The following is a 13,820-nucleotide window of genomic DNA, read 5'->3' on the forward strand; positions in this document are numbered from 1 at the left end:
CCTCACAAGTGAGGTGGAAAATTGCTATGAAAAAGAAAGTGCAAGATTGCACTATTTTCATTTTAAAGATACTAAAAGTATTTTACATTCCCTTAAAAAACTCTTCCAAAGAGATATCCATTGCTTTTAGAATTTTCACAAGCGAGCTAAAACGTAGATCACTCCCATTTTCATAACGTCCATATTGAGCTCTAGGTATGCGATGCTCAAAAGCAAACTGTTCATAATTCGTATAACCTTTTGCTATGCGTAATTCTCGGAATCTTTTTCCAAGTTTTTCCTGTTCTTCTTTTATAAAATCTTCTTGATTTGCCATATACAAATAAAGAATAGTTCATTTGATTATGTTACTACTAATATATTACTACTATTAAGTAGTTTTTGTAAAATTGTTTACTTATTTTTGGCTTGGCTCATTTTTAACGAACGCCTCTGGGTCAAGGCAATAAAACTCATTTTTATGAAAAAAGTAGTATTTAGAATTTTTTTAGTGTGTACGTTACTTGTTGGAGCAACGTCCCTACAATCGTGCAAAACAGCGTCAATTATGAAAACTTCCAGCGAAAGTTTTGCAAAAACAAATCCTAATGACATAGAAGTCTTTATGTCTAAAAAACCAACCAAGCAATTTATAGAGATTGGAACGGTATCTTCTTCAAAACATGTAATGGGGTTTTCAAGGTCAGATAAAAAAATCTACAAAGAATTAAAAGAGAAAGCAGCTTCTATTGGAGGAAACGCTATTATTAATTTGACGGAAGATTTAGCCAGTAAAAAAGGAGTAGTCATTAGATATACAGAATAGCTATGAAAAAAATAATTTTAATTTTTACAATGATTTTAGGAATTTGTGCTTGCTCTAATTCTGATGAACAAGACAATCCTTTTGGCGGGGAACTGGTAGGAACCGTTTGGTTAGGAAAAGGAGATGATGAAGGAGAAAGTTATAGCTTCTTATCAAACAAAGATTATAAATTTGTTGAGAGGGGATTTATAGAAACTGGAACTTATACTTTTGATGGTACAAACGGAACACTAATCAATCCCGATGGTACGTTTTCTTTTAAAATTGATGGTATTACGATGACGGTTGAAGATGGAAGTTCGAGCGTATTTATAAAGAATTAGAACTAACAATTTTATAAAAAGGTAAAGCACTCGAAATATCTTGAGTGCTTTTTTTATACCATTTATTGTCCCTTTTAAAGCATCTTCATACACGAGAAACTACACCTCGTGAACAAAGACTCAAACAATCCCATCTGCTACTTTGCAGAAACCAATTTCAGAAATACCAAAAATAGATTTGGTATTTTTCTACAAGACCGTATGTATCATTTTTATATTATAGGTCGTTCAGGGTCGGGAAAATCTACTCTATTACATACTAAAATGAAGAATGACATCATCCAAAACAATGGCTTTTGTTTGATAGACCCGCACTCAGATTTGGTCAAAGATGTATACAAAAGTATTCCTCCCTACAAAGAAAAGGATGTGTTGTATTTGGATGCCTCCAGTACAACAACATTAGGCTACAATCCTTTAAAAAAAGTAAGTTATGAAAAACGAGCTTTGGTAGCATCTTCCATTTTGGAAATCTTAGAACGAATTTGGGGCAAGCAAGGCTGGGGTGTAAAACTATCACATTTGTTAAGGAACAGTATTCTGTGCCTCACAGACCAACCTTCAGCCAACTTCGCTGATATTTTAAAACTCTTACAAGATAAAACCTACAGAGAATCTTGTATTCCAAATATTGAGAATCCGACCGTAAAACAGTTTTTTGAGAAAGAATTCAATACGTACACAAAAGGGGATTTACTTCCTGTATTTAACAAAATTGGTGGACTACTATCCTATCCGTCTGTATATCGAATCTTGGTGACCAACAAAGAACAAATTTCGTTGCGTTCCATTATGGATAACAAGAAAATATTGCTGGTAAATTTAGCAAAGGGAAGTATTGGAAATGAGCCAGCACAAATTTTAGGAGGGTTGTTGTTAATTTCTATTGCCAACGCAGGATTCTCAAGAGTAGATACACCACAAATCAAGCGCAAACCTTTCTTTGTGTACGCCGATGAATTTCAAGAATACAGCGGACTTACTTTGGCAGAAATGTTGAGCCAGCTTCGTAAGTTCCATGTAGGTTTAATACTGGCACACCAATATGGTTCACAATTAGAACTCAAAGTACGTGACGCTATTCTCTCCAATGTAGGAACAATTGTTAGTTTTCGATTGGGGCAAGCAGATGCCAAAACTATGGAGCGAGAGTTTTCGCCTGTCTTTATGGCTTCAGATTTTGTGAATATTGCCAACTACTCCATCTATTTAAAAATGATGATTTCTGGAGTTCCTTCTATTGCATTTTCAGCCAATACCTTAGAACCCGAAGATATTTATTGAGTTTTCCACCAATTACATTTTTTTGACGCTACCTGAAAAAAACTAAAGATTCTACAATAGCGATAAATCAAAACCTTTAATTCAATATTTTATGAAAACACCATTTTTAACAAAAGAGATTTTAAGTTGTGCTGAAGTGGAAATTCATTACAAACGTCCTTTATTTTCAAAGATGAAAAGTATTGCTTCTGCACAAGATGTAGATAACCTATTGAGAACCTATATCGATACTAATGTAATCGATGTCAAAGAATTCTTCTATGTTGTACTTTTATCAAGATCCAACAAAGTATTAGGGATTTCTACCATCGGTTGCGGAAGTGTTTCTGGAGTAATTGTGAACCTTAAAGAAATCTTTCAATTAACCTTGTTGTCACACGCCTCACAAATCGTAGTAGCACACAATCATCCTTCAGGGAAATTAACGCCCAGTGAAAATGACAAACAGCTTACTGAAAAACTCAAACAAGGATTGTCCTTGTTTGATGTAAAATTATTAGATCATCTCATTTTAACTTCTGAAGCCTATCTATCCTTCGCAGATGAAGGAATGTTGTAATTGGTGATTTTTGCCTTTTCAACTTTATAAATTTTTAACTTTTTAACTTATCTATGCCCAAGACGCCTATCACTTATTATGGTGGTAAAATCAATTTAGTATCAGAAATCCTTCCTTTAATTCCAGAACATACAATCTATACTGAAGCCTTTTTTGGAGGCGGAGCAATTTTCTTTTCAAAACCTCCATCAGAAGCTGAAGTAATTAACGACACCAATAATATGGTGGTTAATTTCTATGAAGTAGTTCAAACGGATTTTGAGGCTTTAAAAACAAAAATAGAAGCCACTTTATTTTCAAGAGCTTCCTACACAGTTGCCTTGGCAATTTATCGAATGCCACACTTGTTTGATAAAATACAGCAATCCTGGGCTTTCTACATTGGTACAAACATGGGATTTAGTTGCCAAATTGGAAGTTGGGGTTACGATAAGTATTCCAAAAGAGTCAAAGCATTTCAGAATAAGAAGTTGGCTTTTAATGAAGAAATCTTCAAACGATTAGAAAATGCTCAAATCGAAAACAATGATGCACTCCAAGTAATTAAAAGTCGAGATGCAGAAGATGCATTCCACTATATCGACCCGCCATACTTCAATAGCAATATGGGACACTATGCTGGATATACAGAGAAGAATTATAGAGACTTATTAGAATTACTTTCTAATATCAAAGGGAAATTTCTATTGAGTTCCTATCCCTCTGAAATTTTAGAAACCTTCATTCAAAAAAATGGATGGTACACCAAAACTTTTGACAAACCATTATCCGCAAAAAAAGCAGTAGCTGGAAAATCAAGAGGTAGGAAATTAGAAGTTTTAGTAGCGAACTATGCTATCTAATATGCGAATCAATAAAAGACCTAAACTCCGAGTCAGCCTTTACCATTATAGTGATGACTTTATGGGATTTCTATTGGCATTTAGAGCAACAGCAATCAAACAAGGTTGGACGTATCAAGAACTACAAACCGTAGTTTTTGACCAGACCGAAAACATGACACCTTTTGAGATGTTTTTACATTTGATGCAGTATGCAGTCATTGTGAAAATGCCTAAAAGTGTCTATGTGAGAAGTGGAAAAATAATTCAAAAAAATAAAAAAAAGTAAACTTAAAAACAATTCAATATGGAACAAATCCAAAACAAAATGATTGACTTCGATTTTCGAGGTTTTAAAGGAACGACACAAGCGGTTTTAGAACTCTTCGAGCATCTTGCCAAACAAGAAGGCTGGAGTGCAGAAGAAATACAAACAGTCATTTCTGAAGCGACCAAACACGATGACGAAGACCATCTCATCGCAACCATTTTGGAACACTGTAAATACTAATCTTTTAAATTATAAAACAATGGAAAAAGTAATTCAAAAAACCGTCAATCTCAATTTGATTGGAGTGGATGGAAATGCCTTTGTGATTATGGGATTCTTTCGAAGACAAGCCAAAAAAGAAGGTTGGACATCCGAAGAGATTGAACAAGTGATGGAAGAAGCGAAAAGTGGAAATTACCACCATTTGTTAGCAACCATAGAAAACCATTGCGAACCCAAAGATGAAACGGTATGAAAATCAGAGCACAAAAACGCATTGCGATCTATTTAGAATTTCTAGCAGAACAACTCTCACAGACAACATTAAAACCAATTCATCCTGCTGTCATAAAACAGCTTTCTCGTGAAGAATTGATTCAGGTGGTCTGTTGGCTATTTCCAAGGAAATTTACCAAAGAGAGTTTAGCTCATAAGTCAGATGAATGGATGCATTCTATGGTTGGAAATGATGTAAATATCCTTTCGTATCTGATTGAACAAATCAATGATTCAATTACTAATACATTGGACTATTCACAATCGGAAGTGACAGATTTCTTTCAAAAAAGTCAAAACGAAATCCATTATTTGGCGAATAAGCCTGTGGAACAATGGGATGCCTATGATACCGCTAATTATCATGCGCTACGCTCAAAGACCAATACCACTAAAAAGGTCTATGCAATTTTCACTTCAGATGTGCTTGCAGAAGACGTTTACGTAGTGACTACCAAGCCTTCGTATTTCTTTGACACCAAAGAAGAAGCAGAAGCGGAAATTTATAACATCATCAAAGAGCAACAGTTCAAACGTGATGAACTGACCATTCACTCGCTTTGGCAAATTCAAAATAATGAGTACTAACAATTAAATATGAATCCGTGCAATATGCACACAAAAAAAACTATTATGAGTAAATCAAGTATTGTGGATGTTTTAATAGAAAACATTCAAACCGACCAAAATCTTCTACAAGAGGTAGAAGTAAAAATTGAAACCGCTAAAGACGAAAAACAAGCAATTGTAAACCGTCTAAAAGAACAGCAAAAAGATATTTCAGTCTTACTGAAATATGCGGATGAAGACCAACAAGCAAAGATTACTGAATTGGGATTTGATTTTAATGAAAATCAGAAAACTGTAAATACGATTGCAACCGTTGCCTTTGACTTAATATTAAAAGCCAAAGACCATCAATTAAGCAATAATGCTTTGTATGAAGGTTATGTAAAAAGCTTGAAAAATAAAGAAGAAGCGGTTACGTATTCAGCATTTAATATCAAATGTCGTTCGCTGTTCAATACACAGAAGTTACTTCGTAAAAAAGGGACAGACCCAAAATCCTCAAGAGAAGATATCATTTCTCTCAATGGACGTGTCTTACCAAAGGAAGACAAACCAAAACCAAACAAAAAAGCCGATGAAAAAACTGGAAAAACAACCCAATAAGCAGAAAGCGATTGATGTCGCTTTATGGCGAAATTTCAAACATCGAGTAGGTGGAGAAATAGTTGGAGTGATCCAAAGTATTGAGGGAGATTTTATTATAATTCCTCCCTCACATCCTACGTTTAAAGATGAAGAATTTGAAACATTACCCATTGATTATTCTCAAATGGATTACAAACACATCCGAAATATGTATACGGATGTGGAAATACTACCCCATTGGGAAGAACTCAAAGGCGCATTCTCAAATATGGATGGTGAGTTATTGAGATTTATACTCGCTCGTAAAATTCCCATAGAAAAATTCATTCGTTATGAATTGGCGTGTCGTGGATTTAATGCTGACCATATTTGGGTTGGATTTAAAGAAGCTGAAAATGTTTGGCTTACAGACAATTAAACAATCATTGGAATTTATCAATGATACAAACGCCATTACAATGGCGTTTTGTTTCCAAAAAACTATGCACATACATACCCCATCACAATTTCATACAACTTCATATCGTTTAGAGACGCTGTTTGATGATTACATTTCTGAATGTATTTACAGCAAACAGTTAAGACCAAAAACAGTGAGAGGATATAAAGAAGTATATGCTGTTTTTCAAAAAATGATGCCTGAAATTCTTTTTGTTAAAGACCTACAAGTTTTTGTGATGGCAGAATTTTTAAAGAGAGTAAGTGTAAGAGAACGCATGGTAGGAAAAGATACAAAGGTAACGGGTGTAAAGGCATCGACCATTAACACCTATCACACCAAACTCATAGTGTTTTTTAGATGGTTAGAAGGTAGAGGGTATCTAAAAGAAATCATTACACCAAAAATGGTCAAACCTCCAAAACCTAATTACCAAGATGGGAAAGCATTGTCACCAACAGAAGTTTCTAAAATTATTGGTGCTATTACTTTGGATGGAATGCAAACAGTCTTTACCTATAAAAGAGATATCGTATTGGTCAGTTTACTCTTATATACAGGTATTCGAAAGGGAGAACTATTAGGGCTACGAATACAAGACATCGACTTTCAAAAGCGCACCTTATTTATAAATGGAGCCACCTCTAAGTCTAAAAAAGGACGTTTTATTCCATTACATTACTCTTTGTTGACCCATTTATCTTCTTATTTAGAAGAGCGAAAAAAAATAGGCTACAAGCACCCACAATTAATTATTTCAAGTAAAAGTGATACCCCATTATCAGAACATGGACTCAAACATTGGGTCAATAAATACGTAAAACTCTCTCAAGTACCATTTCACTTACATCGGTTCCGTCATACGTTTGCCTGTAGTTTAGCCAAAGCCAATGCAGACATTGTCAGCATTATGAATGTGATGGGGCATTCTTCCTTACGAGTAACCGAAGGATATTTACGCTCCATAAAATCAGAAGGTTCAAGAAATTTTATAGAACAACTCAATTTTTAATGTTAGATCCTAAAACAAAATATGCTATACTTTAAAAGTCGACATTATTCATTTTTTAATGGATAGGTGTTACTTCAAAAGAGATAAAAAAATGCGGAGAGGTGGTCATTGAAAAGTTTGTAAAAAAAGTATCAAATCGACCTAAACGCCTTATAAAATAGGCTAATATCGGAATCGCCCAATGACCTGATTCCTTGCACTGAGGAGGTGGCAGGTTCAAGTCCTGTCGGGTCCACAAATCGCCCTTATATTTTCACGTTTTAGCGGAAATAAACCCCTAAAAAACACCCTTCTTCGACCACCTCTTTACTAAGGCTGGTCACAAAATCCTCTTTTTAAAGTAACGCTTATCTGCAACAATTTATATGCAATTAGCTATTTTATTAGAGGATTTTTGTCATGAATCCACCTACATTCGAGGAGTTTCAAAAAACACCATCAGACGGTATCGTCAAAATATCAGTTACTTTATTACAGCGACAGACAGCCAAACAATACAAAAAGTAAACGAGCAAGTAGTTAAAAAATTCTTTTTACACGGAAGAATTGAAAAACAATGGAAAACATCCTCTTACAGAACCTACTATATGACTTTAGTAGTTTTTTTCAGGTGGTGTATCAAGCAAGGACATTTAGAACAAAACCCTATGGAAGATTTTCAGTTGCCCATATTAGAAAAATCACTTCCAAAGAAATTAAAAAAACAAGAAGCCTTGCTATTGTTAGAATATGCCTATAACTATCCATATACCCAAAGCTATCTAAAGTACAGAAACCACGCTATTTTCTCTACATTTTTATTTGCGGGACTTCGCAAGAGCGAACTTTTACATTTAAAACTCTCGGACGTAGACCTTGAGAACCTAACGCTCTTTGTAAGGCAAGGAAAGGGCAATAAAGACCGTATTATTCCTATTAGCTATACATTGGCTCAAAGTTTAAATCGATACTTGTTAGCGCGTAAAAAAAGCCGAAAAACATGTCCAGAGTTTTTTACATCTTCCAATCGTAATGGCGGTTTTACAGCATCAGGATTAAAAATCATAACCAAACAAATAAAAACAGCATCAAAATTAGATTTTACAATTCATAAGTTACGTCATACGTTTGCAACACTAATGTTAGAAGGCGGATGTGATATTTTCAGTCTTTCGAAAATGATGGGACACAGTGATATTAAAACTACCACAATTTACCTTTCAGCAACTGCGGAACATTTACGTTCCCAAGTAACCAAGCACCCACTCAACAGAAAGTAATACCATTTCTTGTCCCTATCATCAGCATCCTATGACAAGGTAAAGTTATAAAATGTCTTATTATAAAAATACCACCCAAGTACCCAATGAACTTATTGACACCTTGATGAAAACACTCCCTACAAGTGAATTTAAAATTCTACTACTTATCATCAGAAGAACCACAGGAATGGTTGATAGGAATGATAATACCAAACGTGTGCAAAGAGCTTGGATGAGCCAAAAATTATTTAAAATGTGTTGCAATTTATCAGGAAGAGCAGTATCTACTGGAATTGATTATTTAGTAAAAAAAGGACTCATAGAAGTCACTGATTTTAATGGAAACATCCTGGACACTCCAAAGCAACGAAGAGGAAAATTACGTCTGTATTTTGCAAGCCGTTTACGGCTTGATTCCAAGGAATCTCCAAAGAAAAAAAATAAAGCTTGTGAACTGAATTGCAACAACCCAGTGACCCCAGTTCACACAATAAAACTAACAGAGATAAAACCATCTTGTGATATGATTACACAAGGGGTGAAACGATTATCAGATACAGAACGCTACCAAGAGATACAGCAAAAAATAGCAAACACAGCACATCAAAGAACCGACTAATCCACAAGCTATCCACTAAACGTTCGAGGACCCTCGATTTTTTTTGGTATTTATTACAATTTTTTGCTCCTTTTGGAACTTGCAATCTTTTTTTAGTATGTAAAAAGGCAATGAGTAACCCCATGCCTTTCTACATTATTTTATGACTCAAACAACAACAAAAAATCTTTCTGCGATTCGAAAGGCGTCCTATTTGAAACTAAACGACCTTTCTCATATTCTCGGAATTGATGCTGCTAATTTAAGCCGCTTTGAAGATGGAAAACCATACCCCAAAGCCCTAGTAGGGTATCATATCCTTTTTAATTTATCAATACAAAACAACATTAGACAAGTTTTTAAACAAGGCTACAAGGAATTAATGCATCGTGCTTTTCAATTATTAGAAGAGTTACAACAGAAAAGTCATACCATTAAAAACAATTTACGCATTGAAGGAGTGCATAAAATTATTGAACGATTGGTAACACTTGATGAAGCTCATGGAAAATAAGACCATATTGGCATTGTACCCAAATAGAAGGGGAATTGCTTATGCGCTTTTTCATGACAAAGATTTGGTAGACTATGGAATTAAAAATACCTATCCTTTTCATTTAAAAAAGACCCACCGAAAAATACAACAGTTTTTATCGTATTACAAACCTGATATTGTGATTTCAAGAAATATCAATGATTTAAAAAAGAACCAATCTAAAAAAACACAACGTATCATTGATATGATTTGTACCGAAGCCAAATTGCAAAAATTAGAAGTCTTTAGTTACACACGAACACAAATAAAACAGGTATTTGTGAACTTTAAATGCACAACCAAATTTGAAATCTCCAAAAAATTGATGGAATGGTTTTCTGAATTAAGAGCCTATGAATTTCCGAAAAGGAAGAGTTTTATGACAGAAGATTATAATACAGGTTTCTTTGATGCCGTGAGTTTGGCGGTGGTGCATTGGTATTTTAATGATTGATTAATTTATTTCTTAAAATCATTAATAAATTATCCTTTAAAAGGAATGGGGTCAGACCATATTCTTTTACTTGGAGTATAGTATTTTTTAATTATTAAATTATACTCCTTACAGTTTTCTATACAAGCACCATTAGTATCTATTATGTATTTAGAATTATTAAAATTTAATACTTCTAAAATATTATGGCTTTCCATAAATTTAATCTCTTTAAAAATGGGAGGGATTAGATATAGTCCATTAAAATTCATAATTCCAAAAGCAATTTTATCTTGTATATTATAACTAATTTTATCACTTATAAAAATTAATTCTTTAAAATAATTTACTTTTGAAATATCAAAATAATCTTTACCTATAATTTTATTTTTGGAAAAGTTATAAATTGTTTTACGCTTTATATCTATAGGATTATCAATTTTAAAAGTTTTTTTATTTACAATTCCTAAAAAACGATACGATCTTTCTAATATTGTATCATTTTCAATATGTATAAATTCAATTTTCTTTTTAGAGAAAGACATTTCTAATAAAATATTTTTATTACTTTTTGGAGAAGAAAATATGGTGTTTTTTATATTAGAAAAAGACACATTACTGTAATTTTTTATTATTTTACTAATAGATGTTTTTTGATAAATATTCTTTTGTGGCAAATCATTTAGTAAAATAAAAGAAGGCTCTTTTTGAGAACCTAATTTACAGATAAACAAAAGTTTATTGGTTTTTGGTAATTCAATAATATTAAGGATTTTTACAAAACAAAACTTACTTTTATTTTCTGGAAAATATTTTGAACAATCAAATTTAGATAATGATAGAACTTCTCCTTTATTACTTATAAGGTCTTCTGATTTTTCCATAACTCCAGTTTTCTTATTTTTAGAGTTAGATGGAGTATAGTATGTTCCTTTAAAATGTTTTTTAGAATCATTTAAAGGTTCTATAGATTTATATTTTCTTGTCACAATCTCACCTAAATTATTTATAAAATAGTAATCGTAATCATATGAAATAGCGTCTTTTTTATCAATTACTAAAAAAAATCCTATACCTACAGAGGTTATTTCTACAAATTTAGAAGTCTCAAATGTGTAGACCTCATTACCTTTTTTATCAATTATATGAGAAAAATTTTGTTCAGTTACAATAGCATAATTATATTTAAAATCAGTGCAAGAATCATATTTAAAAGGAATGTCGTTGAATTTTTCTGAATGACTTATGTATCCATACTTGTTGAATTTTTTAGCTACACTAAAATCTTCAAACACATCTCCAATAAAAAAATAACGAGGATCATTTTTAAGGTTTTCAATCTTAAATAAATAATTTTTATTCCCCTTGTCATCTTCTACAACTCTTGTTTCTTTAGAAAAATCTTTAGATAAATTTGTTGCAATATCTATGTTCTTTTTATAGTTTTTCAGTACTTCAAATCCTTCTTTTTTTCTTGGATCATTATTCGAAATCTTTTTTAGTTCTTTCGCATATAATTCTAACCTTTTTTCCCATTGTTCTATTTTTTCATCAAAAGCATCAAAATTTTCATTTACTTTTGTTTGTAAATTGAACATTTTTTCAAAATATTCTCTCCTAAAGAACTCACTTTTTTCAGGAGCAAAAAAGGTTTTATTATCTAATGTAATAAAAACAAAATTTTGGTTGACGATACCTCCATTGTTATCAATATTTAACTTTTCTGCATTTCCTATGTTGGTAAGTTTTTTTACTGTTCCAGAGTTAGTTAGATTAAAAGACATAGGAAGTCTTCTTGAATCTTTTGGAGTTTTCTTTAATAAAGCATTGATTTCTATATTTGTTGGAAAATCTTTGTCTTTGATTTCTTGTGCAATGCTATGTAACTGAAATGCCATAAAAAAAAGACTAAAAAAAACAGTTTTTCTAATCATAAATTTACTTCTTTAACATTACCAAAATTATTAATCTGTTCTATTTTGCCACTATCTTTAACTTGAATATGAATATTCATATTATTGATGTTTTTAGGTAAACTATCTTTTTTTATTTTAGTAGTATCTAATACTTTTTTTTGAATCAAAGGTTCTAGTACTTCTTTTTTTTCTGTATTTATAAAATCATATTGGATTAAAATTATAGGTATTATTATTGCAAAACAAATAACAAAACCGTAAAGAATTTGTTTAGTGGAAAATCTTTTTTTCGGTTTTTTATTAGATGGATTTTTATTTTTAAGAACAGGTTGTTTAGTTTTTATATCATAGATGCATGTTTCATAAGTTAACACTAATTCACGCAGACATTCTATTTCTTCAATATCGAAATTTCTTACATATTTGTTAGACGGAGTTTTATTAGCTTTAAAAAACTGATAAACTCTAGAAGCAGAAATTTTGAAATCTTTTGAAATAAAATGCTGTGTATCAACTCTTAACTTTTCCCAAAAAGCATTTTCCGCATTATAAGATTTTTGTTTGAATATTTTTAAATCTTCTTCACTTTCTTGATAGAAAATAGGGTAAAACTCTTCAGTATTTTTTAAAAGCACAGATGCTTCTTTAAGTGAAAATGATTCGTTTTTACTACTCATAGCTTGTTTTTTTTAGCTTCTCTATCTGTGTATAACTCCTTTACCTTATTTAGAGTTGTGTTTAAATATACTTAAAATCAATTTAATACTTACAATTATGGTTACACAACATCAATATTTAATTTTTGAATCTGAGTTTATTTCAATGTTGAAAAGACTCACTAAATTTTTAGCGAACAGAGGAAGTAAAGTAACTCACAAATCGTCTTTAGACAACAACAACTGTCTTATCAATATTTTTTCAATTTATTATTATTTATACAATAATGAAAAAATTATTGTGAGTGATTTTTTTCATAATAGTTTCAATTTTGGTGAAATATTTAATACAATCAAAGGTGAAAATTACAAATCAACTCCAATACTAAAATGCGAAATTGTAGGTGATTCAGAATTCCCTATATCAATTGATTTTACTGTTTATGTAAAACCTGATAATCAAACACATTCTCTGTGCTTAATACTTGATAAAGATTTTGATAACAAGCAAATTTTAGAATTCCATTTTGAAGAATGGCGAAAAATGATGTCGACTTTTGTGGAACATATTATAAAAAAACTTCAATAGTAATTTACAAAACACCCCAATCATAAGGGTGTTTTTTTTTGTGGTTGAACTCCCTAAACCAAACATAAACCAACATAAACTACTAAACCAAATCTAAACTAGTGTGTTTTGTTTCATAATTAAAATAATAAATAAAATGAAACTAAAAAAAATTACGAATGCAAGACAGCATGAAAAAGTATTAAGTCTTAGAAAGCTAAATATAAACAAATTGTTGAAAAATCATTTTACGCAAACAGAAAATAATAATTCTAAAATTAAATAACGATGCAAAAAAACAATCCTGTAACACAAGAAGAATTAGGTGCTTTTGTAAAAGAGCATAATAATGATCCAATTAGTAAATGTAAAATCAATTTTATTGAAATTTTTACAATATGCCAGAAATCCAAACTAACAAATAATAAACATTAAAACTAAATAATTATGAGAAAAACCAATAGAAAAAAGGGAGGGACAAACCAAATCAATAGTTTGGAAGTAATGACAAGAGAGCGCATTTTAAAAATGCAAATATTAGAAAGCGAAGGTTTTATTCGTTTTCTGTATGATAATAAAAGTAAGCATTATATTATTTTCAATGGAAAATACAATGCAAGCTTTTATAGTAAGTTCTACCAAACAGCAGAACGTTACTTTAAACATTTAATTTCACAATAACCACGATAGTAAAGCACTCCGAAATCGT

At 31.6% G+C, this 13,820-nt stretch carries 21 protein-coding genes; 18 read left to right on the forward strand and 3 right to left on the reverse strand.

What is annotated here, in order from left to right:
• Positions 1 to 82: 82 nt before the first annotated feature.
• Positions 83 to 316: a helix-turn-helix domain-containing protein gene (locus tag J3359_RS09370; protein ID WP_208076654.1), complete on the reverse strand. Its 234-nt coding sequence runs from the start codon at positions 314 to 316 to the stop codon at positions 83 to 85.
• Between the two features lie 231 nt (positions 317 to 547).
• On the opposite strand from J3359_RS09370, the gene J3359_RS09375 reads away from it, so the two are divergent.
• The 16 genes from J3359_RS09375 to J3359_RS09450 all read left to right on the forward strand — a co-directional run bounded on the left by J3359_RS09375 (position 548) and on the right by J3359_RS09450 (position 9,992).
• Positions 548 to 805: a hypothetical protein gene (locus J3359_RS09375; protein ID WP_208076655.1), complete on the forward strand. Its 258-nt coding sequence runs from the start codon at positions 548 to 550 to the stop codon at positions 803 to 805.
• A gap of 2 nt (positions 806 to 807) precedes the next feature.
• Positions 808 to 1,128, forward strand: a complete 321-nt coding sequence (locus J3359_RS09380) for a hypothetical protein (protein WP_208076656.1) — start codon at positions 808 to 810, stop codon at positions 1,126 to 1,128.
• 300 nt (positions 1,129 to 1,428) lie between these two features.
• Positions 1,429 to 2,412 (forward strand): type IV secretory system conjugative DNA transfer family protein, encoded by a 984-nt coding sequence (locus tag J3359_RS09385; protein ID WP_367890371.1) that lies wholly within the window; start codon positions 1,429 to 1,431, stop codon positions 2,410 to 2,412.
• A gap of 91 nt (positions 2,413 to 2,503) precedes the next feature.
• Positions 2,504 to 2,971, forward strand: coding sequence for a JAB domain-containing protein (locus J3359_RS09390; RefSeq protein ID WP_208076658.1), 468 nt, complete (start codon positions 2,504 to 2,506; stop codon positions 2,969 to 2,971).
• A gap of 53 nt (positions 2,972 to 3,024) precedes the next feature.
• The gene (locus J3359_RS09395) at positions 3,025 to 3,813 is read left to right on the forward strand and encodes a DNA adenine methylase (RefSeq protein ID WP_208076659.1); all 789 of its coding nucleotides are present in this window, start codon (positions 3,025 to 3,027) and stop codon (positions 3,811 to 3,813) included.
• A 1-nt stretch (position 3,814) separates the two neighbouring features.
• The gene (locus tag J3359_RS09400) at positions 3,815 to 4,081 is read left to right on the forward strand and encodes a hypothetical protein (protein WP_208076660.1); all 267 of its coding nucleotides are present in this window, start codon (positions 3,815 to 3,817) and stop codon (positions 4,079 to 4,081) included.
• An 18-nt stretch (positions 4,082 to 4,099) separates the two neighbouring features.
• The gene (locus J3359_RS09405; protein WP_208076661.1) at positions 4,100 to 4,303 is read left to right on the forward strand and encodes a hypothetical protein; all 204 of its coding nucleotides are present in this window, start codon (positions 4,100 to 4,102) and stop codon (positions 4,301 to 4,303) included.
• Positions 4,254 to 4,538, forward strand: coding sequence for a hypothetical protein (locus J3359_RS09410; protein WP_208076662.1), 285 nt, complete (start codon positions 4,254 to 4,256; stop codon positions 4,536 to 4,538). Before J3359_RS09405 ends, J3359_RS09410 begins: the two co-directional genes overlap by 50 nt.
• On the forward strand, positions 4,535 to 5,146 hold the full coding sequence (locus tag J3359_RS09415) for a hypothetical protein (RefSeq protein WP_208076663.1): 612 nt from the start codon (positions 4,535 to 4,537) through the stop codon (positions 5,144 to 5,146). Before J3359_RS09410 ends, J3359_RS09415 begins: the two co-directional genes overlap by 4 nt.
• Before the next feature lie 45 nt (positions 5,147 to 5,191).
• Positions 5,192 to 5,731: a hypothetical protein gene (locus J3359_RS09420; RefSeq protein ID WP_208076664.1), complete on the forward strand. Its 540-nt coding sequence runs from the start codon at positions 5,192 to 5,194 to the stop codon at positions 5,729 to 5,731.
• Entirely contained in the window at positions 5,703 to 6,131 is a 429-nt protein-coding gene (locus J3359_RS09425; protein WP_208076665.1) for a hypothetical protein, read from the forward strand. The genes J3359_RS09420 and J3359_RS09425 overlap by 29 nt, the downstream gene beginning before the upstream one ends.
• Before the next feature lie 64 nt (positions 6,132 to 6,195).
• The gene (locus J3359_RS09430) at positions 6,196 to 7,164 is read left to right on the forward strand and encodes a tyrosine-type recombinase/integrase (protein WP_208076666.1); all 969 of its coding nucleotides are present in this window, start codon (positions 6,196 to 6,198) and stop codon (positions 7,162 to 7,164) included.
• A 365-nt stretch (positions 7,165 to 7,529) separates the two neighbouring features.
• Positions 7,530 to 8,423 (forward strand): tyrosine-type recombinase/integrase, encoded by an 894-nt coding sequence (locus tag J3359_RS09435; protein ID WP_208076667.1) that lies wholly within the window; start codon positions 7,530 to 7,532, stop codon positions 8,421 to 8,423.
• Positions 8,424 to 8,529: 106 nt separating this feature from the next.
• On the forward strand, positions 8,530 to 9,024 hold the full coding sequence (locus tag J3359_RS09440) for a hypothetical protein (RefSeq protein WP_208076668.1): 495 nt from the start codon (positions 8,530 to 8,532) through the stop codon (positions 9,022 to 9,024).
• A 142-nt stretch (positions 9,025 to 9,166) separates the two neighbouring features.
• Positions 9,167 to 9,517, forward strand: a complete 351-nt coding sequence (locus J3359_RS09445) for a hypothetical protein (protein WP_208076669.1) — start codon at positions 9,167 to 9,169, stop codon at positions 9,515 to 9,517.
• Positions 9,507 to 9,992, forward strand: a complete 486-nt coding sequence (locus J3359_RS09450; protein ID WP_208076670.1) for a hypothetical protein — start codon at positions 9,507 to 9,509, stop codon at positions 9,990 to 9,992. The genes J3359_RS09445 and J3359_RS09450 overlap by 11 nt, the downstream gene beginning before the upstream one ends.
• A 29-nt stretch (positions 9,993 to 10,021) precedes the next feature.
• Here J3359_RS09450 and J3359_RS09455 read toward each other — a convergent pair whose 3' ends face one another.
• Entirely contained in the window at positions 10,022 to 11,905 is a 1,884-nt protein-coding gene (locus J3359_RS09455) for a WG repeat-containing protein (RefSeq protein ID WP_208076671.1), read from the reverse strand.
• The gene (locus J3359_RS09460; protein ID WP_208076672.1) at positions 11,902 to 12,564 is read right to left on the reverse strand and encodes a hypothetical protein; all 663 of its coding nucleotides are present in this window, start codon (positions 12,562 to 12,564) and stop codon (positions 11,902 to 11,904) included. Before J3359_RS09460 ends, J3359_RS09455 begins: the two co-directional genes overlap by 4 nt.
• A 97-nt stretch (positions 12,565 to 12,661) precedes the next feature.
• Between J3359_RS09460 and J3359_RS09465 the strand changes: the two genes are divergently transcribed.
• Both J3359_RS09465 and J3359_RS09470 read left to right on the forward strand, forming a co-directional pair.
• Complete coding sequence (locus J3359_RS09465; protein ID WP_208076673.1) at positions 12,662 to 13,132, forward strand: hypothetical protein; 471 nt, start codon at positions 12,662 to 12,664, stop codon at positions 13,130 to 13,132.
• Between the two features lie 426 nt (positions 13,133 to 13,558).
• Complete coding sequence (locus J3359_RS09470) at positions 13,559 to 13,792, forward strand: hypothetical protein (RefSeq protein ID WP_208076674.1); 234 nt, start codon at positions 13,559 to 13,561, stop codon at positions 13,790 to 13,792.
• Positions 13,793 to 13,820: the final 28 nt, after the last annotated feature.

This window comes from Polaribacter cellanae (assembly GCF_017569185.1).
Taxonomy (GTDB): Bacteria; Bacteroidota; Bacteroidia; order Flavobacteriales; family Flavobacteriaceae; genus Polaribacter; species Polaribacter cellanae.